Below are 25703 nucleotides of genomic sequence, written 5' to 3' on the forward strand. Positions count from 1 at the left end.
CCCGCACCCCGCGATGACCCGGGGCCCCACCGTGAGGGGGCTCACGGGCGGACCGGCACCCCCGGGGAACCCCGGCTACGCCGGGAGCCGGGTCCTGGCCGCCGCGAGCACGAGAGCGGTGGTGACGACGCGGGCGAAGCCTCCGCCGTGGAGGTTGACGGCGGTGGCGCCGGCCAGTTCGTCGGCGCTCAGGCGGGTGCCGCCGGGTCCCGCGAGGTCGAAGGTGTGCGTGGCGTCCAGGGGGACGAGGACGTCGTAGCCGAGGTTCCCGGCCATCCGGGCGGTGGTCTCGACGCACATGTTGGTCTGGATCCCGGCGACGACGAGCTGGCCGATGCCCTGGGCGGTGAGCCACTCGGCCAGGTCGGGGGTGCCGTAGAAGGAGGAGTTCACCGTCTTGGTGATGTGCAGCGCGGCCGCGTCCCGGCGCTCCTCGACGAAGTCCTGGAAGGCGTAGCCGGGCTCGTCGGCGGCCAGGACGGAGCCGGGGTTGCGCGAGGCGTGCTGGACGAGCACCAGCGGGCGCCCGGACTCCTGCCAAGCGTCCATCAGGGCGGCCGCGTTGGCCTCGAAGGCGGGGTTGTTGCGCGGCCCCCAGAAGGTCGCGTCGTCGAAGCCCTTCTGGACGTCGATGACCAGCAGGGCACTGTTCGGGGCGATCTCGATCTCGTTCGTCGTCATGACCCCATCGTTTCCCGGCCCACCGCGGTACGACAGGGCCGCCGACGCCCCGGACCGATGGGATCCTGCCAGCTTGGCAGTCATGGGCGCGACTCTGCGAGGATTGCGGCATGCAGCGCGTCGCGATCGTCGTCCAGTCCGGCATCCGGGCCTTCGACCTGGCCGTGATCACCGAGGTCTGGGGTCCCGACCGCAGCCGCTCCGGGGTCCCGCCCTTCGAACTGCGCCGCTGCGCGCCGACGCCCGGACCGGTGGCACTGCCCGGCGGGCTCACCCTCACGCCCGACCGGGGCCTCGACTGGCTCACCGAGGCCGATCTGGTCGTCGTCCCGGCGCTCGCGGAGCCGGACGATCCGAGCCCCCCGGCCGTGCTGGCCGCCCTGCGCGAGGCCCACGCACGCGGCGTGCCGGTCGCCGCCCTGTGCGCCGGGGCGTTCGTCCTGGCCGAGGCGGGGCTGCTGGAGGGCCGGCGGGCGGTGACGCACTGGTGGCTGGCCCCGCGGCTGGCCGCCCGCTACCCCGGGATCCTGGTCGAGGAGGCCCCTCTGTACGTGGAGGACGCGGGGGTGTGGACCTCCGCCGGGGTGGCCTCCGGCATCGACCTGTGCCTGCACCTGGTGCGCGAGGCACACGGCTCGGAGGCCGCCGCGGCGATCGCCCGCTCCATGGTGACGGGCCCGTTCCGCACCGGGGACCACGCCCAGTACCTCGACCGGCCCACCCCGGCCGCCGACCGGACCGCCGAGGCGCTGGCAGCCGTACGGGAGCGGGCGCTGCGACGGCTGCACGAACCGCTGGACGTGGCCACCCTGGCCCGCTGGGCGGGGATGTCGCCGCGCTCCTTCGCCCGGCACTTCGCCGCCGCCACGGGCACCACCCCGCACAAGTGGCTGCTCGGCCACCGCCTCGACGCGGCCCGCCGGCTCCTGGAGCGCACCGACCATCCGGTCCCGGAAGTGGCCCGCCGGACGGGGTTCGCCAGCGAAGTCACCTTCCGCCAGCACTTCACCGCGTACGTCGGCCAGAGCCCGCGCGCGTACCGCGCGGCGGCCGCCGCCATTCCAAATCACCGCGACAGTGTTAGAAATGGCTCATGACCGGACGTTCGGGTCGACCCAGGGAATCGCCGCCGGCGGGCCGGCCCCCGGGCCTGCTCGCGCGCTTCGCCCACGTCCCCGGGAGCGTCGCCGGCCAGGTGTTCCTCCTCCAGGCCGTCATCGTGCTGGTGCTGATCACCGCCGCGACGCTGGCGCTGGTGTTCCAGGCCCGGTACGACAGCAGCCGTGACGCCCGCAATCGTTCCCTCGCTGCCGCCGAGGCCTTCGCCCATGCGCCCGGTCTGCCGGCCGCCCTGCGCTCGCCGAACCCCACGGCCGTGCTCCAGCCCCTGGCCGATGCGGCGCGCCGGGCCTCCGGCGTCGACTTCATCGCCGTGTTGGACACGAAAGGCATCCGCTACACCGACGCCCGGCCCGACCTCATCGGCAAGCGCGCCACCGGTGACCTCTCGCGCGCCGTCCACGGGGCGCCCTTCACCGAGACGTTCAAGGGCGCCCCCAGCGACGCGGTGCGCGCGGTGGTCCCCGTACGCGACGCCTCGGGGGCCGTCGTCGGGCTCGTCTCCACCGGCATCGAGGTCGCGAACGTCGGCGAGGCGGTCGGCAACCAACTCCCCCTGCTGCTCGGCTCGGCGGTCGGCGCCCTGCTGCTGGGCACCGGCGGGGCGGCCCTGGTCAGCCGCAGGCTGCGGCGCCAGACCCGGGGTCTGGGCGAAGCGGAGATGTCCCGGATGAACGAGCACCACGAGGCAGTCCTGCACGCGGTGCGCGAGGGGGTCCTCATCATCGGCGCGGACCAACGGCTGGTGCTCGCCAACGACGAGGCGCGCCGGCTGCTGAACCTGCCGCCCGACGCCGAACAGCGGCACGTCACCGACCTCGGTCTGGACCCCCGCACGGCGGACCTGCTCGTCTCCGGGCGGATCGTGACGGACGAGGTCCACCTGTCGGGGGACCGCCTGCTCGCCGTCAACGTGCGTCCCACCAAGCCGTACCGGGGCATGCCCTCGGGCAGCGTCATGACGCTGCGCGATTCCACCGAGCTGGCCGCGCTCTCCGGCCGCGCCGAGGTGGCCCGCGGACGGCTCCAGTTGCTGTACGACGCGGGGGTACGGATCGGCACCACCCTGGACGTGGTGCGCACCGCCGAGGAGCTGTCGGAGGTCGCCGTTCCGCGCTTCGCGGACTTCGTCACCGTGGAGCTGCTGGAACCGGTGCTGCGCGGCGAGGAACCGTCCGCGCTGTCCGGGGTGTACACCGAGATGCGCCGGGCGGCCATGAGCGGGGTGCGCACCGACCAGCCGTTGCAGCCGGTCGGGGAGATCATCCGGTTCGTGGTGGCGACCGCGCCGATGGCCTCGGCGCTGGCCGCCGGACGGGCGGTGCTGGCGGCGGACCTGAACACCGCTTTCGGCTGGCGGGCGCAGGACCCCGAGGGCACCCGGCTGGCCCTGGAGTACGGGCTGCACTCGCTGATCTCGGTACCGCTCCAGGCCCGTGGCGTGGTGCTGGGCATGGCCAACTTCTGGCGGGCCGACACCCCGGACCCCTTCGACGAGGAGGACCTGTCCTTCGCCGAGGAGCTGGGGGCGCGCGCCGCCGTCTCGATCGACAACGCCCGCCGCTTCACCCGGGAGCACGCCACCGCCGTGACGCTCCAGCGCAGCCTGCTGCCCCGGGTGCTGCCCGAGCTGAGCGCGGTGGACGTCGCGTTCCGGTACCTGCCCGCGCAGGCGGGGGTGGGCGGCGACTGGTTCGACGTGATCCCGCTGACGGGCGCCCGGGTGGCCCTGGTCGTCGGCGACGTCGTCGGGCACGGGGTGCACGCCGCGGCGACGATGGGCCGGCTGCGCACCGCCGTGCACAACTTCTCGACCCTGGACCTGCCGCCGGACGAGCTGCTGGGCCACCTGGACGAGCTGATCGACCGGATCGACCGCGACGAGACCGGCTCCGCCGAGGACACCGGGGACGGCGGCGACGACCCGGCCGGCGTCACCGGCGCGACGTGCCTGTACGCGGTCTACGACCCGGTCTCCGGACGCTGCTCGGTGGCGAGCGCGGGTCACCCCGGCCCGGCGCTGGTCCACCCCGACGGCCGGGTGGAGTTCCCCGAGCTGCCGACGGGGCTGCCGCTGGGCGTGGGCGGCATGCCCTTCGAGACGGCCGAGTTGCGGCTGCCGGAGGGCAGTCGGCTCGCGCTCTTCACCGACGGGCTGCTGGAGGACCGCGACCGCGACATCGACACCGGCCTGGACCTGCTCAAGGGGGCGCTGTCGACGACCGGACGCAGTCCCGAGCAGGCCTGTTCGGACGTGCTGTCGGCGCTGCTGTTCCCCTCGCCCAGCGACGACATCGCGCTGCTGATCGCCGACACCCGGCGGCTGGACGCGGACCACATCGCGGAGTGGGAGGTGCCGGATGACCCGGTGGCCGTCTCCCGGGTGCGCAATGCCGGTTCGGCGCAGCTCCAGGCGTGGGGTCTGGAGGACGTCGCCTTCACCGCGGAACTGATCCTCAGCGAGCTGGTCACCAACGCCATCCGGTACGGGTCCGAGCCCATCAGGGTGCGGCTGCTGCGCGACCGCACCCTGATCTGCGAGGTGTCCGACGGCAGCAGCACCTCCCCGCACCTGCGGTACGCGGCCTCCACCGACGAGGGCGGTCGCGGCCTGTTCCTCGTCGCGCAGTACGCGGAACGCTGGGGCACCCGGTACACCGAGCGGGGGAAGGTCATCTGGGCGGAGCTGCCGCTGACGGACGGCGGCGCGGAGCCGCTGGCGGCGCTCACCCTGGACCTGGACGAACTGGAGGGGCTGGCCTGGTGACAGGGGCCTGACGGCGGCCGAGCCTCGCGGGAGGGGCTCAGGGGGCCTCCGTGCGGGCCAGGAGCACCGCCACGTCGTCCTGCGGAGCCGTCGGCAGGAGCCGCTCCAGGATCTCGTCGCACAGCTGCTCCAGCGGCCGCGCCGGCTGCCCGAGGGCCTGCGCCAGCTGGTCCAGCCCCTGGTCGAGGTCCCGGTGGCGGGCTTCGATCAGCCCGTCCGTGTAGAGCGCCAGGAGGCTGCCGGGCGGCAGCGGCACCTCCTCGGTACGGAAGTCCGTGCCGCCCGCTCCGAGCGGTGTCCCGGGCGGGCCGTCGAGGAAGGTCACCTTCCCGGTGGCGCCGACCACCGCGGGCGGCGGGTGCCCGGCCCGGGCGATCAGGCAGCCGCCGGCCGCCGGGTCGTGGACGGCGTAGACGCAGGTCGCCATCTCGTTCTCACCGAGATCGGCCACCGTGGCGTCCAGCGACCGCAGCATCCACTCGGGCGGTACGTCGTGGCGGGCGAGCGTCCGTACGGCCGTACGGAGCTGGCCCATGACGGCCGCCGCGTGGATGCCGTGGCCCATCACGTCCCCGATGACCAGTCCGGTCCGGCCCCGGGGCAGCTGGATGACGTCGAACCAGTCGCCGCCGACGTCGTGCGCGCTGGCGGGCAGGTATCGGCCGGTCAGTTCCAGGCCGTCGACCCGGGGTACGGCGCTGTTGGTGAGGCTGCGCTGGAGGGTGAGCGCCGCCCGCCGCTGGGCGGTGTACATGCGGGCGTTGTCGATGTTGAGCGCCGCGCGCGCCACCAGCTCGTCGACCAGGACGCAGTCCTGCGCGTCGAAGGGCTCGCGCTCGCCCAGCCGGGTCACGGTGACCGCGCCGAGGACCGTGCCGCGCGCCACCAGCGGGACCAGCCGCGCCGACCCGAGGCCGGCCAGGTACCTGCGCAGGGGGTCGGCGCGCGGGTCGGTGATGAGTGCGGGGACGTCGTTCGCGTACAGGTTCATGGGCCGGCCTTCGGCGATGACCCGTTCGTAGACGGTCCCGGCGGGGATCTTGAAGGTCTGGCCGGGGGCGAGGGCGGCGGTCGGCGCGGACGGGTCGGGAAAGGTGACGGCGAGCCGGCGCAGCACGCCCCGGTTGGAGAAGGCGGCGTCGTCGGGGCCGAGGACGGCTTCCAGCAGCTGCACGTCGGCGGAGTCGGCGAGCTGCGGAACGAGCAGGTCCACGATCTCCCGGGCGGTCTGGTCGAGGTCCAGCGTCGTCCCGATGCGGGTGCCGGCCTCGGCGAGCAGGGCGAAGCGGGTACGGGCCCGCTCGGCCTCCAGCTGCGCCCGCTGGCCGTCGGTGATGTCGATGAGGGAGGCGATCACGCCGAGGGGGCGGCCGCCCGGGTCGAGCAGCGGGGCGTACGAGCATGACCAGGTCCGGTCGTGGTCGGGGTCGGCGGGGGTGCGGCCGGTGCGGCGGACGTCGACGACGGGGGTGCCTCGCTCCAGCACCTGTCGCATCATCGCCTCCAGCGCGACGGCGTTGACGCCAGGCACCACCTCGGTGAGCCGTTTGCCCAGGTGGGCGGCGGCCGGGACACCGTTCATCCGGGCCAGCGCGTCATTGACCCGCAGGAAGCGCAGGTCGGGGCCGAGGGTGGCGAGCCCGATCGGCGACTGGGTGAACAGGCTCTGGAGGGCGGCGAGGGAGTCCCGCATGTGGAGGACCTCGGAGGTCTCCACGGCGACGAGCATGGCGCCCGGACGGCCCTGCGGGTCGATGGCGGGCACGATCCACATCTCCATCGTGACGCGGTGCCCGTCGCGGTGGCGTACCGGCAGCGTCCCGACGACGGTCTCGCCCGCCTGGACGCGGCGGGTCAGGTCGGCGGCGAGCTCGCGGTTGGCGTCGGGGACGAGGACGGCGTTACCGGGCCGGCCGATGATCTCCTCGGGGCGGTGGCCGAGCAGGTCCTGGGCGGCCAGCGACCACTGCACGACCCGGCCGTCGGCGTCTTCGCGCCACAGGGCGATCGGCAGCAGCTCCCGCAGTACGCCCGCGTACCCGACGACGCCCGGCGGCTGATCGGGGACCTCGCTCGTCAACCGGTATCTTTCCAACGCACCGACCTCACCCCGGGTGGGCCTGTTTCCTACCGATTCACCCTAGCCGAGTGCCCGGCGCCGGGCGCTGCGGTCGCCGTGCGGCGGACGGCCCGGGCGGGCCGCCCGCCGGGGCGGGTCAGAAGTCGACCTGGACGCGGGCGTCGGCGCGGCCCACGGACTCCAGCTCCCACATCGCGCAGTAGAGGTTGCGGATGTACTCGATGTCCGTGTCCCGGGCGCGCGCCTCCGTCACGGGGTAGAGCACGGTCAGCTCGTACGACTTCTCGCGGTTGATGTCACCGTCCTTGTCCCTCCATTGGCCGCGCCCTTCCTGGAGGGTCAGGCCGGCCGGGAAGCGGGGGGTGACGACGTCGGCGATGAACTTGTTGAACTGCTCGTCGGTGATGGGCGGCTTGCCGTCGTGCCGGCCGGTGCCGAAGTACAGGCTGGTGGAGACGTACGGTCTGCCCCGTTCCGCGGCTCCGTCCTGGTGGACCGCCGAGGCGGCGGCGGGTGGCTGGAAGGTGGCGTTGGACGCCGGGCTCGCGGAGGCGAAGAACAGCACGGCCGCCGTGAGTACGGCGGCGGCCGCGGGCAGCGATATACGTATGGGGCGCATGGGGTCCCTATCTGTGGCAGTGGTCTTGGGGGGGTGGTGTCTCGGGGGAGTCCCGGGTCCGGCCCGGGCGGGCTACGGGGTGCGCGCGGGTTCGGGACCCGGCAGGTGCTCCTGCAGGAAGACCGCCGCGTCCCGCAGCCCTGCGGGGACGCGGGGTGCCCGGCGCAGGAGGCGGACCGTCCCCCCGAGCGACCCGGCCGTCCGGGCGGAGCCGATGCGGGCGGCGCGGGGGGCGAGGTCGGTGATCAGGTCCTCCGCCTCGCGCCAGGCCCCGGCGCGGGCCAGGGCCCCGAGGAGTTCCGCGGCGAACAGGTGGCGGTAGGAGGGGCCGGGGGCCGTGGCCGCCCGGTGCAGGAGGGGCAGGGCCCGGTCCCACTGGCGCAGCCGGGCCAGTACCCAGCCCTGGTGGCCGGTCAGCTCGGCCTGGTCGATCCACCACGCCCAGTGCGGGTCATGGCGGGACACACCGTCCAGGAAGCGGCTCTGGGCCCGGGAGATCAGCTCCAGGGGCTCGCGGTGGGCGCCGAGCAGGGCGGTCGCGTGTGCCTGGCGGATCAGGACGAGACTGCTGACGCGGGCGGGCAACGGGCGAGCTCCGGCGACGCGCGAGACGGTCTCCAGGGCGGCGCGGGCGTGCCCGGTGTGGGTCTGGAGCATGCTGTGGTTCAGCCGGACCAGCCGGGCGGTCCAGCGGTCGCCGCAGAGTCCGGCGAGGGCCAGCGCGCGGGCGTTGGCCCGGTGCGCGTGCCGGTGGAGGCCCGCGTCGAAGAGGATCCAGCCGATCACCTCGGACAGCTCGGCCAGCACCGCGATCCGGTCGCCGCTGTGGCCGCGCAGGCGGTCGGGTCCGGCGGAGAGTTCCGGGTGGCGGCGTACGGCCTCACGGGCGGCGGGGACCGCGGCGCGGGCGCCGTGCGTGGCGTCGAGGTGCACGAGCCGCTCTATGGTGCGCGCGGCGTCGGCGATGCGGGCGTCATCCTGGGCGCGGGCGTCATCCGCGGCGCGGCCGCCGCCCGCGGTCGGCGCGGCCGGGGCGCTCACGAGGTCGCCGTCCACGCCTCGGGCGGCCGGCCGCTGCGGCCGAGCGCGGTGAAGGAGGAGGCGACCTCGGTCAGCCACTCCACCTCGTCACGGAAGTCCTCGTAGGGCGGCCGTGCGGGGATCTCGGAGGACTCCGCCTCCTCGGCCCCGTCCTCGGCGGCCCGGCTCAGGGCGGCGCGGACCTGGAGGGCTTCGCCGAGGGGCGAGGTCGGGTCCTCCGGGAGGCCCAGCGAGCGGGCGACGCGGGAGAAGTCCGCGAGTGAGAGCGAGGTGCGCAGGATCAGCTGCCCGTCGCGGATCTCGATCACCCGCCGGTACAGGCTGTAGTGCAGGTCCCTGGGCGGCAGCAGGTCGCGCGCCCAGGAGCGGGGCGGGTCCAGCGCGATGTCGGGGGACGCCTGGTGCAGGGCCCACCACAGGGGGCGCAGCCGGAGGTAGGCACGGTAGCTGCGGCCCCAGGCCCGGGCGCGGGTGAGGTGGATGCCCCAGGCGGGGATGGTCCATCCGGTGACCTGGAGCAGTGCGCCGATGCTGCCGCAGGCCCACTGGACCGGGTCGAGCCCCGCACCGTCGAAGTGCAGCCGGGTGCCGGCGATCTGGATGCCCCGGGTGACGCAGTAGACGAGGATGAGCGTGGCGCCGACGGTGACGGTCCGCATGCCGGCCGCGAGCCACTGGCGGTTGGCCACCTTGGTGAAGCGCAGCGACAGCCGGACCGTCTCTGCCTGTCCCACGGCGCATATGAGCAGGTAGAAGGTCATGTAGAGGGCGTACCCGCCGTGGTGGATGCTCAGCAGGATCGTCGACGTCGCCGTGTCGGAGTGCGCCACCGGGCCCACGACGAAGGAGGAGGTCACGAGCACGCAGAGCGCGGCGCCGAAGAACAGCAGGCGCCTGCGGGCCATCCGCCGGGCCTGCGCGGGCGGCGAGGACCAGTGGACGAGGACCACTTGCTGCGCGGCGGTGAGCACGACCACCGCCACCTGGGTGATCAGCGAGGTGATGTTGGGGACGCCGAAGAACCCCGAGATGTGCAGCCGCAGTTGGTCGAGGTCGACGAGGAAGCTGATCCCGGAGCACAGGAAGTACACGCACAGGGCCCACAGCGCGATGTCGTGCTTGCGGCGCACCAGGTCCGGGAGCCGGTACGCGAAGGCGGCGAGACCGACGAAGGTGCAGATCCAGGCGAGGGCCGTGTAGAGCGCCGTCACTGCGGTTCCGCCTTGCCGAGGCCCTGCTCGATGCGGGCGACGACGTCGGCGGCCTCCTCGGGTACGGCCCACGCGGGTTCGACCCAGCGCTTGGTGGCCCGGGCCAGGATGAGCGAGGCCATGGTCTCGGCCTCCTGCTCCTCGTCGTCGCTGTAGCGGGAGCGCATGAGCAGCCCCCGTACGCCGGCGGGGTCGACATTCGACAGGAGCGGGCCGGAGGAGGTTTGGTCCAGTGGTACGGACCCGCGGTGCTCGAAGGCGATGTGGGCGAGTTCGTGGGTGATGATGTGTTCTTTGTGTGCGGGCGAAGCGGACTTCTCGAACGCGACGACATCGAAGTCGTCCAATTTCAGCCACAGGCCCAGCAAATGGCGCTCGGGGAAGGAGGTCGGAATCAGATGAATGGTGCGGCGGCGGCTCTCGCTGAGATAGCGGTGGAGTTCGTCGATTCCGCAGCCGTGCTCCATCCCCCACTCCACCAGCATCGCCTCGCAGGTACGGCGGACCTTTTTGAGCCGGCGCCTACGCCGTCTGTCCTCCGATGCCGGCGACGCTGAGCCCGGTATCTTCATCCCTCAGTCCTCCGGCGGAACTCGTCGGCTGCCCTCCCCTGCCCGTGCCCGATGATCTCCGGGGCAGACGACGCGGTCATGATGTCACACGCCAACTCCCTTCTGTCCGTTGTGGGTTCTATCCGGCCACGCCCCGCCGGTTTCCGCCGAAAGCGAGCGGGGGTGAATACTGCGTCCGGGATATGCCTTGCGGAAATTCAGTACGGAGCCTTATGCGCGACCCCTGCGCGCTGCCGCACGCGGGCGCTCCCGTCAGCCCAGGGCGGCGGCGAAGACGGCGTGGGCGGCGGCGTCGAAGAGGACGAAGCGGACCTCCTCCACCGCGGTCGGCGTGGTGCGCACCGTCTCCACCGCGATCCGGGCTCCGTCGTCCATCGGCCAGCCGTAGATCCCCGTGGAGATGGCCGGGAACGCGACCGTACGGGCTCCGAGCTCGTCCGCGACGCGCAGGGATTCGCGGTAGCAGGAGGCGAGCAGCTCCGATCGGTCCTCGTGGCGCGAGTACACGGGCCCGACGGTGTGGATGACGTGCGTGGCCGGAAGCCGGCCCGCCGTGGTGGCGACGGCCCGGCCGGTGGCCAGGCCCTTGCCGTAGTGGGTGCGGCGCAGCTGCTCGCAGGCGGCGAGGATCTCCGGTCCGCCGCGCCGGTGGATGGCGCCGTCCACTCCCCCGCCGCCCAGCAGCGAGGAGTTGGCGGCGTTGACCACGGCGTCCGCGTGCTCCGCGGTGATGTCGCCCTGGACGAGGGTGATGCGGGGGCCCATCAGGAGCCCTGCCGGAGGTGGCGCCAGACGGCCTTGGCGGCGTTGTGGCCGGACATGCCGTGGACTCCCGGTCCGGGCGGGGTCGCCGAGGAGCACAGGAACACCGCCGGGTGGGCGGTGGTGTACGGGGACAGGGTGATCTTCGGGCGGAGCAGCAGCTGGAGCCCGGAGGCGGCGCCGCAGGCGATGTCCCCGCCGACGTAGTTGGGGTTGCGCGCGGCGAGCTGCGGCGGCCCGGCGGTGGCGCGGGCCAGTACGAGGTCGCGGAAGCCGGGTGCGAAGCGCTCCAGCCGGCGTTCCATGGCTTCGGTGAGGTCGCCTTCCCAGCCCGCCGGTACGTGCCCGTACGCCCAGAAGACGTGCTTGCCCTCGGGCGCCCGGCCGGGGTCGACGAGGCTCGGCTGGGCGGTGATCAGGAACGGGTTGCGGGGGGCACGGCCGCCGGAGGCCAGTTGCAGGGCGGCGTCCACGTCGCGGGTGCGCGGGCCGATCTGCACGGTGCCGGCCCGGCGCGCCTCCTCGGCGGTCCAGGGGACCGGGCCGTCCAGCGCGTAGTCGATCTTGAAGACGGAGGCTCCGTAGCGGTAGCCGTCGTACGCCCGGCCCAGCCGGGCGATCCGCGCCAGCGCGGTCGGCGAGGTGTCGAAGACGTACGCGCGGGCCGGGGGCAGGTCGTCGAGGCGCTTGACCTCGAAGTCGGTGTGCACCGTGCCCCCGAGGTCGCGCAGGTAGGCGGCGAGGGCGTCGGAGATGGACTGCGAGCCGCCGCGCGGCATCGGCCAGCCGCCGGCGTGCGCGGCCAGCGCGAAGACAAGGCCGACGGCGCCGGTCCCGATCCCGTTCAGCGGTGCGATCACGTGCGCCACGAGACCGGCGAACAGCGCACGGGCCCGGTCGTCTCTGAAGCGGCGCATCAGCCAGGTGGCGGGCGGCAGCCCGCGGAGCCCGAAGCGGGCCAGGGTGACCGGGTCCCTGGGCAGCGCGGTCGAGGGCAGGGACATGAAGTCCCTGGACAGGGTGTCCCATCTGCCGAGGAACGGTTCCACCAGGCGGCGGTAGGCGCCCGCGTCGCGCGGCCCGAAGGACGCCGCCGTCTGGGCGACCGAGCGGGCCAGCACCGCGGCCGTGCCGTCGTCGAACGGGTGCGCCATGGGCAGCGGGGCGTGCAGCCACTCCAGCCCGTACCGTCCCAGCGGCATCGTCGCGAACACCGGCGAGCCGATGCCGAGCGGGTGCACCGCGGAACAGGGGTCGTGCCGGAAGCCGGGGAGGGTGAGTTCCTCGGTACGGGCCCCGCCTCCGACGCCGGCGGCCGCTTCGAAGACGGCCACGGACAGCCCGCGCCGGGCCAGTTCGACGGCGGCGGTCAGCCCGTTGGGCCCCGCCCCCACGACGACCGCATCGAGAATCGAGGGCACCTTACGACTCCTTCGTCCGGCGGTGGCACCGCGTGTGAGGCGGCGGTGCGTCCAGGCGGCACTGTATTGAACACACGGCGGGGGCGGCCCGTCATTCGCCGCGTAGCAGCTCGCGGATCCGGACCGCCGTCGCCTCGTCGCGGCCCACGGCGAAGGGCAGCGCGTTGTCCCGGTCCACCCGGAAGGGCACACCGGCGACGGTGCTCTGCGCGCCGCCCGCCTCGGCGACCAACAGCAGCCCGGCCGCGTGGTCCCACGCCGAGGGCCAGGTGAAGGCCAGTCCGTCCATCTCGCCGCGGGCCACCTTGAGGTACTCCAGGCCGGCCGATCCGCAGGGGCGGGCCGCGACCCCGGGCACGTCGAGCCGGGCCAGGGCGCGCTTGTCCTCGTCGGAGGTGTACAGCGGGTGGGCCATGGCGACGCGCAGCACGGCGCCGGGCTCCGGGGAACCGCTGTGGATGCGCTCGCCGTTGACGTAGGCGCCTTCGCCTCGCACGGCGGTCGCCAGCTCGTCCAGCGCCGGGGCGTAGGTCCAGGAGGCGAGGATCTCGCCTCGGTGGGCCAGCGCGACCAGGGTGCAGAAGCCGGGGTCGCCGCCCACGAACTGCCGGGTGCCGTCGACGGGGTCGACGATCCACACGGGCGCGTCGGCGCGCAGCGCCGCGTACACCGTGGGGTCGGCGTGCACGGCCTCCTCGCCGACGACGGCGGAGCCGGGCAGCAGACGGGTCAGCGAGGCCGTGAGGTACTCCTCGGCCTTGCGGTCGGCGACGGTCACCAGGTCGTGCGGGCCGCTCTTCTCGTCGACCTCGTGCTCGGCGAGCTGCCGGAATCTCGGCATGATCTCGACCGCGGCCGCCTTGCGGACGGCTTCCTCGACGGCGGACAGGTCAGGGGCCGGGAATTCTGTGATCATGCCTCCATCACACCACGTCCGGCTGACAAACCCCACCCGCTGTCCCGGCGGCCCGGAGCACTCCCGGTGGACGGCAGGTGTCCGTGCCCGGCCGTGCTCAGCCGAGGTGCTGCCACAGGAAGGTGTGGGCGAGGGCCTGGTTGAAGGCGGCCTGCGCATTGTCGGTGGCGCCGCCGTGGCCGCCGCCGGTGTTCTCGTAGAAGTGGACCCGGTGGCCGAGTTCGCGCAGGCGCGCGGCGGTCTTGCGGGCGTGGGCGGGGTGGACGCGGTCGTCGCGGGTGGAGGTCATCAGGAGCAGCGGCGGGTACGGCCGGCCGGCGGCCAGCTGGTGGTAGGGGGAGATCGCCCGCAGGTGGGGGCGGTCGGCTTCGTCGTCCGGGTCGCCGTACTCGCCGGTCCAGGAGGCGCCCGCCAGGAGCTTGTGGAAGCGCAGCATGTCCAGCAGGGGGACCTTGGCGACGATCGCGCCGAACAGCTGTGGGTAGCGGGTGAGCATGGCGCCCATGAGGAGGCCGCCGTTGCTGGCGCCGACGGCCCCGAGCTGTGCGGGGGTGGTGGTGCCTCGGGCGGTCAGGTCGCGGGCGACGGCGGCGAAGTCCTCGAACGCGCGGGGCCGGTCGGCGCGGAGGGCTGCCCGGTGCCAGGCCGGCCCGTATTCGGCGCCGCCGCGGATGTTGGCCACGGCGTAGGTGCCGCCGCGGGCGAGCCAGGCCCGGCCGGTGACCGGGCTGTAGCGGGGTGTCTGCAGGTCCCGGAAGCCGCCGTACCCGTACAGCAGCACCGGCCGGGGGCCGGGCCGGCCGTCGGGGCCGACGACGAAGTACGGCACCCGGGTGCCGTCCGCCGAGGTGGCGAAGTACTGCCGCGCCGTCATTCCCGTGGCGTCGAAGTGGGCGGGGGCCTGCTTGAGGGTCTCGGTGGCTCCGCCGATCTCGCCCCGGTAGAGGGTGGACGGCTGGAGGAAGGAGTCGACGTCGAGGAAGTACTCGTCGCCGACTTCGGGGTCCGTGTCGGTGATGCCCGCGGACGACAGGGGCGCCACGTCCGCCAGCGGTCGGCGCGCCCACTGCCCGCCGGGGCCGGGGGTGAGGATCTCGATCCGGGTCGCGACGTCGGACAGGGTCTCCAGGATCAGGTGGTGGCGGGTCCAGCTGTGCCCGGCCAGGGCGGTGCGCCCGTCGGGGGCGAACAGTACGGATGCGGTGCGGTCACCGGTGAGGTACGCCTCGAAGTCGAAGGCGAGGAGGGAGCCGGCCGGGTGCCCCAGCCACGGGGACTCCGGGGTGACGACGAGCCACCGTTTCCAGGCGTACTTGCCCGCGTCGTCCGGCACGTCGAGGCGTACCGGCGTGTCGTCGGCGGCCAGGAGGAACAGCTCGTCGTGCCAGAAGTCCCGGGTCCTGGAGACGAAGTCCCGTTCGAATCCGGGCGTGGGGTCCCGCCAGCCCGTGGCCGCGATGTCACCCGCCGCGGCCTCGAAGACGGGCTGCGCCTGTGCCAGGGCGGTGCCGCGGCGCCACCGGCGTACGGTGCGGGGGTAGCCGGCGTCGGTGAGGGAGCCCGGTCCGGTGTCGGTGCCCACGTACACGTGGTCGGCGTCGATCCAGCCGATCCTGGTCTTCGCCTCCCCCACCTCGAACCCGCCCGGGACGAACGTGCGCGTGCCGAGGTCGAACTCCCGGACCACGACGGCGTCCGCGCCTTGCCGGGACAGGGTCACCAGCGCCCGCCGGTAGTCGGGGTAGCGCACCTGCGCCCCGTCCCACACCCACTCCACGCCTTCGTCGGCGCCGAGCGCGTCGACGTCCAGGAGCACCTCCCACTCGGGCGCGTCCTTGCGGTACTGCTCCAGTGTCGTACGCCGCCACAGGCCCTTCGGGTGCGCCGCGTCGCACCAGAAGTCGTAGAGGAACGCGCCACGGCGGACGGTGTAGGGGATCCGGTCGGTGGCGTCCAGGGCCTCCTGCACCTCCCGCCGCATCGCTTCGAAACCGGGCCCGCGGGTCAGCGCGGAGAGCGTCTCCGCGTTCCGCTCCGCCACCCAGGCGAGCGCGTCCGCGCCCTCCACGTCCTCCAGCCACAGGTACGCGTCTTCATCCGTCACGTCGACCGATTGTCCTCGCATCACGGCCGGTTGGGACGCAGAAGAGCCGGCCCCTCACCCCGGGAGGAGTGAGGGGCCGCACCGGTGACGACGTCGGGGGCGGGCGGCGGCGTTCCGCCCGTGGTCACCAGGGCGTCTACCGCGGGGAGCCGGGTGCGGACAGGGCCAGTTCGCGGCCGGGGCCGAGCGGGGCGAAGTAGCGGGCCACGTCCTCGTCGCGGACCTGTGCGAGGTCGGCGGGCGACCAGCGGGGGCTGCGGTCCTTGTCGATGACCTGGGCCCGGATGCCCTCGACCAGGTCGGGCGAGGCCAGGGCGGCGCAGGACACGCGGTACTCCTGCTCCAGTACGCGCTCCAGCGGTCCGAGGCTCCGGGCCCGGCGCAGCGCCGCCAGGGTGACCTTGAGCGCGGTCGGGGACTTCGCGGCCAGCGTCTGCGCGGCCTCCTTCGCCGCGGGTACTCCGCTGCGAAGGAGCCGGGCGACGATGTCCTCCACCGTGTCGGCGGCGTAGCAGTCGTCGATCCACTCGCGGTGGGCCGCCAGTTCACCGGCGGGCGCCCGGTCCGCGTGCGCGGCGAGGGCGTCGGGTACGGGCCTGCGCGCGAGGTCCGCCACCAGCGCGCCGAGCCGCTCGGCGGGCGCGAAGTGGTCGGCGAGGCCGCACAGCAGTGCGTCGCCGGCGCCGACGGCCACACCCGTCAGGGCGAGGTGGGTGCCGAGCTCACCCGGTGCCCGCCCGAGGAGGTAGGTACCACCGACATCGGGGACGAAGCCGATGCCGGTCTCGGGCATGGCGACGCGGGAGCGCTCGGTGACGACGCGCACGGTGCCGTGGGCCGAGATCCCGACGCCGCCGCCCATCACGATGCCGTCCATCAGGGCGACGTAGGGCTTGGGGTAGCGGGCGATCAGCGCGTTGAGCCGGTACTCGTCCCGCCAGAAGTCCGCCGAGGCCGTGCCGCCCGCCCTTACGTCCGCGTGGATCGCCCGGATGTCCCCGCCCGCGCACAGGCCGCGCTCCCCCGCTCCGGAGATCACCACCGCCTCCACGGCCGGGTCGTCGCGCCACGCGGTCAGGGCCTGCGCGATCCGCAGCACCATGGAGTGGCTGAGGGCGTTGAGTGCCTTCGGACGGTTGAGGACCAGCCGGCCGGTGCGGCCCTCGACCTGGACGAGGACGTCTGCTTCCCCGGTCATCGCGGGTCCTGCATGAGGCGGCGGACGACGGTGACGCGCATGATCTGGTTGGTCCCTTCCAGGTTCTGGTGCACACGGAGATCGCGGACGATCTCCTCGCCACCGTATGCGCTCCGGCAGCCACCCCCTCTTGTTGCACATATATTGCAGTTGCGGGTTCAAGGCGAGAAGGAGTGACGGAGTGGGCGGACCAGTGGTGCTCGGGATCGAGTCGTCGTGCGACGAGACCGGGGTGGGGATCGTGCGGGACGGGAAGCTGCTCGCGCACGTGGTGGCGTCGAGCATGGACGAGCACGCACGGTTCGGTGGTGTGGTCCCGGAGATCGCCGCCCGGGCGCACCTGCACGCCTTCAACCCGGTGGTACGCCGGGCTCTGGACGAGGCCGGTCTGCGGCTGAGCGGGATCGACGCGGTCGCCGTCACCACCGGGCCCGGTCTGTCGGGTGCGCTCCAGGTGGGCCTGGCGGGGGCGAAGACCCTCGCCTACGCGGCCGGGGTGCCGTTGTACGGGGTGCACCACCTGGCCGGTCACGTCGCCGCCGACACCCTGGAGCACGGGCCACTGCCCGAGCCGTGCGTGGTGCTGATCGTCTCCGGTGGCCACACCTCGCTGCTGCTCGTACGGGACCTGGTGCGCGAGCCGATCCTGCACCTCGGGGACACCCGGGACGACGCGGCGGGCGAGTGCTTCGACAAGGTGGCACGGATCCTGGGGCTGCCGTATCCGGGCGGCCCGGCGATCGACCGGGCCGCCCGGGACGGCGACCCGAAGGCGGTGGTCTTCCCGCGCCCGCTGACCCGGCCGGGGGACGACCCGTACGCCTTCTCCTTCTCCGGCCTCAAGACGGCGGCGGCCCGCTGGGTCGAGCAGCACCGCCTGCGCGGTGCGGAGCCGTCCGTGGCGGACGGGGCCGCCGCGCTGCAAGAGGCCGTCGCCGACGTGCTGACCCGCAAGGCGCTCGCCGCCTGCCGCGCGTACGACGTGAAGACGCTGGTCGTGGTCGGCGGCGTCGCGGCGAACTCGCGCGTACGCGCCCTGGCCGAGCGGCGGTGCGCCTCGGCGGGGATCGGACTGCGCGTGCCGCCGATGACGCTGTGCACGGACAACGGGGCCATGATCGCGGCGGTGGGAGACCTCCTCGTCCGCGCCGGAGCCGAACCCGCGCCGTTGGACGTGACCATCGACCCGTCCGCGCCGCTGGAGTACGCCTGCCTGACCCCGCTGCCCGCCGCTTCGACCAGAGCCGCCTGACCCGGCCCGGCCCGGCCCCGCTCGCCCCGCGACCACCGGGTGGTCGGCGCGGGTTCGGGACGACCTTCTGTCCGTAGACGTCGATCGTGTCCTCGTCGATGTGGGCGCCGGGCGGCCCCAGCAGGCAGAAGCGGTCCACGATCCCGTCGGGGACGAAGTCGGCCGACGGGTCACCGGCGCGGCGTGGCGGCTGTGGTCGTAGCCTTCACGGCACTTGATGCGCCCGGTGAGGGCGTCCGGGACCATCGAGGAGTGTTCGCCGTAGCGGGAGACGAGGTCGGCGACGTGGTTGCCGACCAGTACGGGTGCACCCTCCGGTATAGGCACGCCGTCGCCACCGTTGCCACGGGCACGGCCCCATCCGCCTGCTCCGCCCGCCGAGCAGCCGCCCGCGCACCCGGGCGGCGCCACGACGGCCGGCGCCCCCTGACATCAGGTCAAGGGGCGCCGGTGGCGCGGTGCACGGTGGCACGCGGTCAGAGCGCCGGAAGTTCCTCCGCCGGCAGCCGGTTCGCGCGCACCGCGTCGACCAGGGCCTGGTGGTCGCGCTCGTTCTGGTCGGCGTACGCCTCGGCGAAGGTGACGAGCGCCCGGTCGAAGGCCTCGCCGCGGCCCAGGTAGGAGGCGATCGCGATCCGGTCGCCCGACCGCGCGTGCGCACGGGCGAGAGTGAGACCGCACAGTTCGGCGAACACCGCCAACTGTGCGGGCGGCATCGTCTCCGGCATGGCGATCCCCTTCCAGTCGCGCAGCTGCCGGATGTAGAAGTCGCGCTGCCTGCCGTCGATCCCGTCCACGCGCTCCCAGCCCAGGAACATGTCGCTCGCCGCCTGCATCAACCGCTGTCCCGAGACGACGCGCTCGCCCTGGTTGAGGTACCGGCTCGCACCGAGGTGGTCGGCGAGCACGGAGGGGCCGGCCTCCTTGGCCTGCAAGAGGAGCGGGTCCCGGCCGTCGCGGCCGAGCAGCAGCAGGATCCAGCAGCGGGTCCCGACGCTGCCGACGCCGACCACCTTGCGGCTCATGTCCACCAGCCGGTAGTCCTCCAGGAGGACCCGCCGGTCACTCGTCATCGAGCGGCCGTAGGTTTCAATCAGGCGCTCGAACCGGTCCTCCATCTCGGTGCGCTCGGCGTCCGGCAGCAGTTCCGTGAGCGGCACCAGCAGCGGGGGGGCCGCCGCGATGCGCGGACGGCCGTCGACCAGCTCCGTGAGCTTGTCGAAGGCCTGCAGCCCGTCTCGCGTACGGGCCTTCGCCATGGCACGGGCCAGTTTCCTCCGGCCGCCCTTGTCGAGCTGGTCCGTGCCGAGGGCCTCCAGACGGTCCTGATCGATCTTCGTGTACCAGACGTCGAGGTTGCCCATGCCGGCGAAGCCGCGCATCGCCTCGCGGTACGAGCGCACGGCGGCGCCCACGATGCGCGCGCGCTCGGCGTCGTCGAAGCCGTTCGCCCGGGCCGCGATCACGAAGCTCGCCGACAGCCGTTTGACGTCCCACTCCCAGGGGCCGGGCAGGGTCTCGTCGAAGTCGTTGATGTCGAACATCAGCCTCCGCTCCGGAGAGGCCAGCAGCCGGAAGTTCAGCAGGTGCGCGTCCCCGCACAGCTGGACCGTGATGCCCGAGTCGGGACTGCCCGCCAGGTCGGAGGCCATGATCGCGGCGGCTCCCCGGTAGAACCGGAAGGGCGATTCCACCATCCTGCCGTAGCGGATCGGGATCAGCTCGGGTACCCGGGCCTCGGACTGCTCTTCCAGGATGGCCAGCGGGTCCGGCCGGTCCGGAGACGGCCGGTACACGGCGTGCCCCGAACGGGGTGAGCGGCTGCGGGCCTCCTTGCCCTGGGCAGCGCGTTCTTGGGGTGTGCTGCCGGGCACCGCGCGCATCGCGGCGGTCCTGCTCTGGGACATCAGTCTGCTCCTGCCTGGACCTGCATCCTCAGCACTCGAACAACGCCCTGTCCGCGCGGCGTTCCCGTGGTGGCCCGGGGCGTCCGCGTCAGCCCCGCATCTCGATCCCGGCCTCGGCGACGGCGACGGCGATGCCCGGCGCCGTGGCGATGTCGCCGGCTGCCGTCATGACGCGGGCGGGGCCCACGACGGGGGCGATCGCGACCAGCAGGTCCTCCAACGGCTCGGCGGTCAGCCCCGCCTGGAGGGCGGGATCGATGTGGGCTGCGCAGGAGATCGGCGGGGCGTCCGATGCGGTGGACATGCCTCTGTCCTCCTGAGTGCCCACGGGTGTTCCTTCGTTTCAACCCTAGGACCTCACCCGGTGCCCCGCGCGGGGCACCGGCCTCCCGGTCCGGAGTGCGGCGGTCCGGGCCGGGGCGCAGTCTTGAGGCAGGGCACGCCGATGGCGGCGGCCGACGCGGCGGAGGGAGCGGCGCTGGTGGCTGAAGCGGACACCACGGGACGCACGTCCGGCGCCAAGCGCGGCGTGCTGGCCCCGCTCGCCCTCGCCCAGTTCATCTGCAGCTTCGCCGGTTCGAACATGAACGTGATGATCAACGACATCAGCAGGGACCTCGATACGACCGTGCAGGGCGTGCAGGTCGCGATCACGATCTTCCTCCTGGTCATGGCGGCGCTGATGATCCCCGGCGGCAAGCTGACCGACCGCTACGGACGCAAGCGGTGCTTCCTGACCGGTCTCGCCGTCTACGGTGTCGGCGCCCTGCTGAGCGCGGCCGCGCCGGGCCTGGGCGTCCTCATCCTCGGCAACTCGATCCTCGAAGGCATCGGCACGGCGCTGCTCATCCCGCCCGTCTACATCCTGACGACGCTGCTCTTCGCGGACATGACCTCACGCGCCCGCGCCTTCGGGACCATCATGGCCCTGGGTGGCATCGGCGCGGCCGCCGGGCCGCTGATCGGGGGGCTCATCACCTCGGCCATCGGCTGGCGCGCGGCCTTCGTGTTCCAGGCCGTGGTGATCGCTCTGATCATCATCCTGAGCCGCCATATCGAGGACCCCGTTCCGCCCGATCCGACGCGCCCCTTCGACACCGGTGGAGCGGTCCTCTCCGCCGTCGGGCTCATCCTGCTCGTCACGGGAATCCTGGCGGCCGACGACAACGTCTGGCTGATGCTCGCCCTGATCGTCCTCGGTGCGCTCGTCCTGCTGTGGTTCTTCATGTCGGTGCGGGCCAAGGAGCGGGCCGGCAAGGAGCCGCTCCTGCCGACGAGCCTGTTCCGCAGCCGCACGTCCAACCTCGGTCTCGTCACGCAGAACATCCAGTGGCTGGTGCTCATGGGGACGTCGTTCGTCGTCGCCGCCTATCTCCAGGTCGTACGCGGATACGACGCGATCCAGACCGGCGTGATCTTCACGGCGGCCACGCTCGGCCTGCTGGTGTCGTCCCTGGCCGCCGCCCGCCTCGCGCAGCGGCACGCACAGCGCACTCTGATCATGACGGGCTTCGTGCTGACGACCGCCGGTATCGCCGTCCTGCTGGCTATGGTGGGCGGCTCGCCGAGTCCCTGGGCCTTCGCGCCCGGGCTGCTGCTGATCGGCCTGGGGCTCGGCGTGATGCTGACCCCGTCGGTCAACATCGTGCAGTCGATCTTCCCGGAGGAGCAGCAGGGCGAGATCTCCGGGCTGTCGCGCAGCGTGTCCAACCTCGGCTCGTCCCTCGGCACCGCGATCGCCGGCACCATCCTCGTCGCCGGCCTTACCACCCACGCCTACGCCGCCGCGATGATCACACTGGCCGTCTTCGGGCTCGCCGGTCTCGCCGCAGCGGCGTTCCTACCCCGGGGCACGGGGCCAAGCACCGTTCCCTAGCCGTCGAGAGCTGTCGGGGCAGCGGATTGGTGACATCCGTGAAGGACCTCACGTTCGAACAGAAGAGTTCCCTGTCGCGCCTCGAGGCCGCGGACCAGCTCTCCGCGCTCGCAGAGGCACTGAGGCAGGGCGGCGACGCCGAACTGGAATTCGGCTCCGGGACGCTGAGCCTGCGGATCCCGGAGGAGCTCCGCACCGAGATCGAGGTCGAGGTCGGCGACGGGCAGATCGAGCTGGAGCTCGAACTCAAGTGGCCCACCGTACCGGCCGAGGCCGCGGTGCCGCGGACCAAGCGGCCGGCACGGGGCAAGGGCTCGGCGTCCCGGTCCCGGGCCTCGTGATCACGTGTCGCACCGCCTGCCGCCCGGCCGGCCACGGGCGATGGTCGCGGCCGCCTTCCTGATCGCCCTCGCCGCCGGGGCGACCGGGCCCGCGGTCGCGTTCACCGGCGGCAACCACGAGAAGATCACCCGGGCGGCCCTGCCCTGGGAGCCGGTCACCCTGTCCGAGATGGCCGACGCCCGTGACGGGGCGGTCAATGCCGACGACCACGGCGGATACTTCCTCCTCGGCCCCCTGCACTGCGACAACGCCGACTACCTCGCCCCCCGCTACGTCCCGCACTATCCCCGCAGCCGGGACGGGGCCGACACCGAACTCCTCGCCTGCGTCCGTACCTCCGTGGCCCGCTTCCGGAACGCGCTCCGGGCGGCCGACGGCCTCGTCGACGCGAACGGCGAGGTCCGGGCCGGAGAGAGCGACCTGTCCTCCCACTGCACCTGGAAGGAGACGTCCGACCGCGCCAAGTGCGAGGTCCTGGAGCAGCTCGGCCGCGGGTGGCACACGATCGAGGACTTCTAAGCGCACTCCAACTGGTCCGACCGTGCCGCCCCCGGACCGGTCGGCCTCGACGACCCTCCCGGACTGGCACGCACCGGTGTCGCCCCCTTCCTCGACATCCGCCGTTACAGCGCCATGAGTGACGCCGACTGGACCCGGGAGGCCCGTGCCCGCATACCCGCGGACCTCACGACCGGCTGCTACTCCGATTTCGACTCCACCGGCGTCAAGGACGACGACTGCGCCGGCCGTGTCACGCACGACCGGGTCCTGAACAAGGACACCCCCGCGTCCCCCCGCTCGAAGACCGGCGACAACTTCGACCACGCGGTGACCGGGGCCACCGCCGAGATCACCCGCCAGTGGAACGACTTCAAGGCCGAACTGCTCGCGACCTATCCGGACCACCGGCGCGGCGAGCAGATGGTCTGCGCCCTGGTCCATGACGACCCGCAGGCGAGCTGCCCCTGACACGAAGGGCGGCTTTCCCCTATTGCGGCGAAACGCCCCATCACCTGGGTGATCACGACGGGTTCGGGGTACCAACCAGCATGATCACTGTTGGGGTCGAGGAGGAATACCTGCTGGTCGACCCGGAGACGCTCCTGCCCCTGCCGCTCGTGCAGGAGGTGCGTGCCACGGCCAGCCTGGCGCCGATCGCGGACGAGCGGGAGGTCCAGGACGAACTGCTCCAGGCCCAGATCGAAGTCGCGACCCCCGTCTGCACGGGCCTGGAGGAGATCGGGGGCCATCTCCTGCGGCTGCGTCACGCGGTCGCCTCCGCCGCCCAGGCCAACGGCTGCCGCATCGCTATCTCCGCCACCGCGCCGGTCCGGGACGTCGTCCCCGTGCCCGTCACCAGCACGGCGAGGTACGTGAAGATGCGGGGAGAGGCGCGGCTGCTCGTCGACGAGCAGCTGATCTGCGGAATGCACGTGCACGTGGGGATTCCCGACCCGGAGACCGCGGTGGCCGTCCTGAACCGGCTGCGCGTCTGGCTCCCGACCCTGCTGGCGATGTCCGCGAACGGGCCGCTGTGGGACGGGCGGGACACCGGCTTCGCCAGCTGGCGCACGATCATCTTCGGCCGCTGGCCGGTCAGCGGCCCGCCACCCCACTTCGCGGGGTTCGCCGACTACGAGGCGCGGGCCGACGCGCTGGTGGAATCCGGGCTGATCCCCGATCGGGGACAGCTGTACTGGCAGGCCCGGCTCTCCGAGCGCTACCCGACCGTCGAGGTGCGCTGCTGTGACGTGCAGCTGGAGGCGGACGACGCGGTCATGCTCGCCGGCGTCATCCGCGGGCTCGCCGCCACCGCGATCGCCGAGGAGAAGGCGGGAGCCGCCCTCGCGCCGTGCCCTCCGGAGATCCTGCAAGCCGCGACGTGGCATGCGGCCCGGCACGGGATGAGCAGCACGTTGATGGACCCGGAAGGCCGGCTGCGCAGCAGCGGGGACGTCCTGTGCGCGCTCCTGCGGCACATCGGCCCGGCTCTCGAGGAGAGCGGTGACTTCCGCGAGGTGAGTTCGCTCGTTCACCGGCTCCTGCGGCACGGCACGGCGGCCGACCGCCAGCGCCGGGCCCTGGCCGGTACCGGCCTGCCGGCGCTCGCGGACCTCATCACCACGGGAGCCACCGGGTGAGTCGTCTGCCGAGGTGCGATGCTGGAAGCAGTGGAGGGCCGGCGGCTGGACTTCCGGGCCGGCCCCGTCAGCAAGGGAGAACGACGTGCCCGGTCTTCTTCGAGGAGTAGCGCGCACCGCGGTGGTCGCCGGTACGGCGACGGCGGTGTCCAACCGCGTGTCGCGGCGCCAGGCGGGCCGGTGGGCCGCGCAGGACGAACAAGCCTTCGCGCAGCAGCAGCAGCAGTACGCCGCCCCACCCGCCCCCGCTGCCGCCCCTGCTGCCGCCCCCGCTGCCGCTCCGGCGATGGTGGATGACATGAGCAGCAAGATCGACAAGCTCAAGGAACTCGGAGCGCTGAGGGAGCAGGGAATCCTGACCGACGCGGAGTTCGAGCAGCAGAAGAGCAGGGTCCTCGGAACCTGATCCTCCTGAGGCGGCCCGGCTGGGCTCACTACGACGGCCGGCCGCCTTCGGCCGCGTCTTCCTCCGCATCGAGGGAGGCGAGCAGGGCCTGCACGGGGATGCGTCCACTCGCCACCATCTGCGCGCCGCTGCGGCGCAGGGCCCGGGCGAAGGGGGCGGCCCACCGGTTCTCGTAGACCAGGATCGCTGCCGCGTTGCCCGGCTGGAGGGCGTTGCCCGCCTCTTCGAGGTCTTCCTGGTCGAGCATTTCGGACGACGCGCCTTCGAAGACGGACAGGCCGAAGGAGTTCTCGTCACCGTCGAGGTCCGTGAGTTCCAGGGCGGTGACGGTCCCGTCGGCGTCCTTCATCACGAACCGGAGGTCGAGGATGTGGATGATGCCCTGGTCGACCAGGTCGACCAGCAGCGGGAACGCCTCGCCCGTCATCCGGTTTCCGGGGAACTCCACGACCAGGTAGTCGACCGGGCCCATGTCTTCGATGTCGTCGCTCATGAGCGCTCCTCGCGTGTGGCTCGACGGGCCGGCGCGTGGGCCGGACAACGCATCGGCGGCCTGACACGGCCGTGTTCTCATTGCAGCATCCGCCGCCGGGCCCCGCACCTCAGCCGGTGAGCTGGTAGAGGCTCCTGCCGACGAGCCACAGCCCCAGGAGCAGGCACACGACGACGATCGCCGGGTCCTTGTGCAGTTCCAGCCAAGCCCGCAGGCTCAGCAGGGCGCGTTGGGCCTTCTCCGGTGAGAACACCATGTACAGCTCCATGGCCAGCAGGGTGGAGGTGGCCAGGACGCAGAAGCCCATGAGGGCCAGGAAGGACTCGGCGTGGGAGAGGTCGGCCTGCACGACGGTCGCGGCCGCGGCGGCGACCATCCCCCAGGGCTGGAGGAGCACGGCGAGGGCCGCCGCGGACCATCCGGTGGCCTCGTCCACCCGGGACGCCATCGACGACCCGGAATCGTCGGCCCCCTCCTGCGCGGAGGGAGCCGCCGCCGTGGCGCCACGGCGGCTCCGGCGCCGCCGGTGCTCGCTGTACACGACCAGGCCGACACCGGTCACCAGCGTGGCCACGAGCGCCGCGATCGACGGAGGAGAGCGGGGCGGGGGCGGTTGCCCGCCGGTGAAGAGGAGGACCATCGCCATCACGGCCACCAGGCACGCCAGCCAGGCGAGGATGAAGGCCAGGCCCTTGCGCACCCCGCGCGGTGCGGACACCGCCAGGATGAAGGCCATGATGGGCAGTGGGAACAGGGTGACCGCCAGGCCGATGAGGAGCAGGTCGAGCACCATCG

23 protein-coding genes and 3 pseudogenes are annotated in these 25703 nt (G+C 73.1%); 9 read left to right on the top strand and 17 right to left on the bottom strand.

The genetic code is table 11. The features are described 5' to 3' along the window. Window positions 1–75: 75 nt before the first annotated feature. Window positions 76–681 (bottom strand): cysteine hydrolase family protein, encoded by a 606-nt coding sequence (locus IE207_RS24635; RefSeq protein WP_190186483.1) that lies wholly within the window; start codon window positions 679–681, stop codon window positions 76–78. Window positions 682–791: 110 nt separating this feature from the next. Between IE207_RS24635 and IE207_RS24640 the strand changes: the two genes are divergently transcribed. Next, on the top strand, window positions 792–1778 hold the full coding sequence (locus IE207_RS24640; protein ID WP_190186484.1) for a GlxA family transcriptional regulator: 987 nt from the start codon (window positions 792–794) through the stop codon (window positions 1776–1778). Next, window positions 1775–4567, top strand: coding sequence for a SpoIIE family protein phosphatase (locus IE207_RS24645; protein ID WP_190186485.1), 2793 nt, complete (start codon window positions 1775–1777; stop codon window positions 4565–4567). Before IE207_RS24640 ends, IE207_RS24645 begins: the two co-directional genes overlap by 4 nt. Window positions 4568–4604: 37 nt before the next feature. Here the strand turns inward: IE207_RS24645 and IE207_RS24650 are convergent, their stop codons facing one another. From IE207_RS24650 to IE207_RS34190, 11 genes and pseudogenes are all read right to left on the bottom strand, one after another. Beyond that, window positions 4605–6647 carry a SpoIIE family protein phosphatase gene (locus IE207_RS24650; RefSeq protein WP_373304763.1) on the bottom strand — a complete coding sequence of 681 codons (2043 nt, stop codon included), beginning with the start codon at window positions 6645–6647 and terminating at the stop codon, window positions 4605–4607. 136 nt (window positions 6648–6783) lie between these two features. Continuing rightward, window positions 6784–7266 carry a DUF3574 domain-containing protein gene (locus tag IE207_RS24655; protein WP_190186487.1) on the bottom strand — a complete coding sequence of 161 codons (483 nt, stop codon included), beginning with the start codon at window positions 7264–7266 and terminating at the stop codon, window positions 6784–6786. Window positions 7267–7338: 72 nt separating this feature from the next. Further along, complete coding sequence (locus IE207_RS24660; RefSeq protein ID WP_229873945.1) at window positions 7339–8307, bottom strand: NsdA family TPR-like regulatory protein; 969 nt, start codon at window positions 8305–8307, stop codon at window positions 7339–7341. Continuing rightward, window positions 8304–9518, bottom strand: a complete 1215-nt coding sequence (locus IE207_RS24665) for an MAB_1171c family putative transporter (protein ID WP_190186488.1) — start codon at window positions 9516–9518, stop codon at window positions 8304–8306. Before IE207_RS24665 ends, IE207_RS24660 begins: the two co-directional genes overlap by 4 nt. Beyond that, on the bottom strand, window positions 9515–10003 hold the full coding sequence (locus tag IE207_RS24670; protein ID WP_190186489.1) for a hypothetical protein: 489 nt from the start codon (window positions 10001–10003) through the stop codon (window positions 9515–9517). Before IE207_RS24670 ends, IE207_RS24665 begins: the two co-directional genes overlap by 4 nt. A 339-nt stretch (window positions 10004–10342) precedes the next feature. Next, a complete protein-coding gene (locus tag IE207_RS24675) occupies window positions 10343–10855 on the bottom strand; it encodes an O-acetyl-ADP-ribose deacetylase (RefSeq protein ID WP_190186490.1) in 513 nt (170 codons plus the stop codon). Continuing rightward, complete coding sequence (locus IE207_RS24680; RefSeq protein ID WP_190186491.1) at window positions 10855–12273, bottom strand: phytoene desaturase family protein; 1419 nt, start codon at window positions 12271–12273, stop codon at window positions 10855–10857. The genes IE207_RS24675 and IE207_RS24680 overlap by 1 nt, the downstream gene beginning before the upstream one ends. Before the next feature lie 91 nt (window positions 12274–12364). Next, entirely contained in the window at window positions 12365–13189 is an 825-nt protein-coding gene (locus IE207_RS24685; protein ID WP_190186492.1) for an inositol monophosphatase family protein, read from the bottom strand. A gap of 97 nt (window positions 13190–13286) precedes the next feature. After that, window positions 13287–15314, bottom strand: a complete 2028-nt coding sequence (locus IE207_RS24690; protein WP_190186493.1) for a prolyl oligopeptidase family serine peptidase — start codon at window positions 15312–15314, stop codon at window positions 13287–13289. A gap of 115 nt (window positions 15315–15429) precedes the next feature. Then, a complete protein-coding gene (locus IE207_RS24695) occupies window positions 15430–16491 on the bottom strand; it encodes an enoyl-CoA hydratase/isomerase family protein (RefSeq protein ID WP_190186494.1) in 1062 nt (353 codons plus the stop codon). Continuing rightward, window positions 16488–16619 (bottom strand): annotated as a pseudogene (locus tag IE207_RS34190) (acyl-CoA dehydrogenase); the annotation flags it as partial. The gene IE207_RS24695 and the pseudogene IE207_RS34190, both read right to left, overlap by 4 nt. A 53-nt stretch (window positions 16620–16672) precedes the next feature. On the opposite strand from IE207_RS34190, the gene tsaD reads away from it, so the two are divergent. Then, the gene (tsaD, locus tag IE207_RS24700; RefSeq protein ID WP_373304764.1) at window positions 16673–17743 is read left to right on the top strand and encodes a tRNA (adenosine(37)-N6)-threonylcarbamoyltransferase complex transferase subunit TsaD; all 1071 of its coding nucleotides are present in this window, start codon (window positions 16673–16675) and stop codon (window positions 17741–17743) included. A gap of 55 nt (window positions 17744–17798) precedes the next feature. On the opposite strand, the pseudogene IE207_RS33415 reads toward tsaD, so the two are convergent. The 3 genes and pseudogenes from IE207_RS33415 to IE207_RS24710 form a co-directional block, all read right to left on the bottom strand. Beyond that, window positions 17799–18043, bottom strand: a pseudogene (locus tag IE207_RS33415) (TIGR03842 family LLM class F420-dependent oxidoreductase); the annotation flags it as partial. Between the two features lie 176 nt (window positions 18044–18219). After that, on the bottom strand, window positions 18220–19650 hold the full coding sequence (locus tag IE207_RS24705; protein ID WP_190186495.1) for a DUF2252 domain-containing protein: 1431 nt from the start codon (window positions 19648–19650) through the stop codon (window positions 18220–18222). 88 nt (window positions 19651–19738) lie between these two features. Continuing rightward, window positions 19739–19945, bottom strand: a pseudogene (locus tag IE207_RS24710) (carboxymuconolactone decarboxylase); the annotation flags it as partial. Between the two features lie 234 nt (window positions 19946–20179). On the opposite strand from IE207_RS24710, the gene IE207_RS24715 reads away from it, so the two are divergent. The 6 genes from IE207_RS24715 to IE207_RS24740 all read left to right on the top strand — a co-directional run bounded on the left by IE207_RS24715 (window position 20180) and on the right by IE207_RS24740 (window position 24415). Further along, complete coding sequence (locus tag IE207_RS24715) at window positions 20180–21526, top strand: MFS transporter (protein ID WP_229873971.1); 1347 nt, start codon at window positions 20180–20182, stop codon at window positions 21524–21526. Between the two features lie 38 nt (window positions 21527–21564). Then, window positions 21565–21867, top strand: coding sequence for an amphi-Trp domain-containing protein (locus tag IE207_RS24720; protein WP_190186496.1), 303 nt, complete (start codon window positions 21565–21567; stop codon window positions 21865–21867). A gap of 4 nt (window positions 21868–21871) precedes the next feature. After that, window positions 21872–22387, top strand: a complete 516-nt coding sequence (locus tag IE207_RS24725; RefSeq protein WP_190186497.1) for a hypothetical protein — start codon at window positions 21872–21874, stop codon at window positions 22385–22387. 114 nt (window positions 22388–22501) lie between these two features. Beyond that, window positions 22502–22837 carry a hypothetical protein gene (locus tag IE207_RS24730; protein WP_190186498.1) on the top strand — a complete coding sequence of 112 codons (336 nt, stop codon included), beginning with the start codon at window positions 22502–22504 and terminating at the stop codon, window positions 22835–22837. A gap of 80 nt (window positions 22838–22917) precedes the next feature. Continuing rightward, window positions 22918–24009: a carboxylate-amine ligase gene (locus IE207_RS24735; RefSeq protein WP_190186499.1), complete on the top strand. Its 1092-nt coding sequence runs from the start codon at window positions 22918–22920 to the stop codon at window positions 24007–24009. Window positions 24010–24094: 85 nt separating this feature from the next. Further along, window positions 24095–24415, top strand: a complete 321-nt coding sequence (locus IE207_RS24740) for an SHOCT domain-containing protein (RefSeq protein WP_190186500.1) — start codon at window positions 24095–24097, stop codon at window positions 24413–24415. A 28-nt stretch (window positions 24416–24443) separates the two neighbouring features. On the opposite strand, the gene IE207_RS24745 is transcribed toward IE207_RS24740, so the two are convergent. After that, on the bottom strand, window positions 24444–24908 hold the full coding sequence (locus IE207_RS24745) for a DUF6325 family protein (RefSeq protein WP_190186501.1): 465 nt from the start codon (window positions 24906–24908) through the stop codon (window positions 24444–24446). A 109-nt stretch (window positions 24909–25017) separates the two neighbouring features. Then, window positions 25018–25701 (bottom strand): GAP family protein, encoded by a 684-nt coding sequence (locus IE207_RS24750; RefSeq protein ID WP_190186502.1) that lies wholly within the window; start codon window positions 25699–25701, stop codon window positions 25018–25020. Between the last annotated feature and the right edge of the window lie 2 nt (window positions 25702–25703).

It is taken from the genome of Streptomyces cirratus, assembly GCF_014650775.1.
Lineage (GTDB): Bacteria > Actinomycetota > Actinomycetes > Streptomycetales > Streptomycetaceae > Streptomyces > Streptomyces cirratus.

What these genes read in the sequence shown, in the direction of transcription:
- IE207_RS24635 (WP_190186483.1), bottom strand. Translation starts at nt 681, where the DNA reads ATGACGACGAACGAGATCGAGATCGCCCCGAACAGTGCCCTGCTGGTC.
- IE207_RS24640 (WP_190186484.1), top strand. Translation starts at nt 792, where the DNA reads ATGCAGCGCGTCGCGATCGTCGTCCAGTCCGGCATCCGGGCCTTCGAC.
- IE207_RS24645 (WP_190186485.1), top strand. Translation starts at nt 1,775, where the DNA reads ATGACCGGACGTTCGGGTCGACCCAGGGAATCGCCGCCGGCGGGCCGG.
- IE207_RS24655 (WP_190186487.1), bottom strand. Translation starts at nt 7,266, where the DNA reads ATGCGCCCCATACGTATATCGCTGCCCGCGGCCGCCGCCGTACTCACG.
- IE207_RS24670 (WP_190186489.1), bottom strand. Translation starts at nt 10,003, where the DNA reads ATGCTGGTGGAGTGGGGGATGGAGCACGGCTGCGGAATCGACGAACTC.
- IE207_RS24675 (WP_190186490.1), bottom strand. Translation starts at nt 10,855, where the DNA reads ATGGGCCCCCGCATCACCCTCGTCCAGGGCGACATCACCGCGGAGCAC.
- IE207_RS24685 (WP_190186492.1), bottom strand. Translation starts at nt 13,189, where the DNA reads ATGATCACAGAATTCCCGGCCCCTGACCTGTCCGCCGTCGAGGAAGCC.
- IE207_RS24690 (WP_190186493.1), bottom strand. Translation starts at nt 15,314, where the DNA reads ATGCGAGGACAATCGGTCGACGTGACGGATGAAGACGCGTACCTGTGG.
- IE207_RS24695 (WP_190186494.1), bottom strand. Translation starts at nt 16,491, where the DNA reads ATGACCGGGGAAGCAGACGTCCTCGTCCAGGTCGAGGGCCGCACCGGC.
- IE207_RS24705 (WP_190186495.1), bottom strand. Translation starts at nt 19,650, where the DNA reads ATGTCCCAGAGCAGGACCGCCGCGATGCGCGCGGTGCCCGGCAGCACA.
- IE207_RS24730 (WP_190186498.1), top strand. Translation starts at nt 22,502, where the DNA reads ATGAGTGACGCCGACTGGACCCGGGAGGCCCGTGCCCGCATACCCGCG.
- IE207_RS24735 (WP_190186499.1), top strand. Translation starts at nt 22,918, where the DNA reads ATGATCACTGTTGGGGTCGAGGAGGAATACCTGCTGGTCGACCCGGAG.
- IE207_RS24745 (WP_190186501.1), bottom strand. Translation starts at nt 24,908, where the DNA reads ATGAGCGACGACATCGAAGACATGGGCCCGGTCGACTACCTGGTCGTG.
- IE207_RS24750 (WP_190186502.1), bottom strand. Translation starts at nt 25,701, where the DNA reads ATGGTGCTCGACCTGCTCCTCATCGGCCTGGCGGTCACCCTGTTCCCA.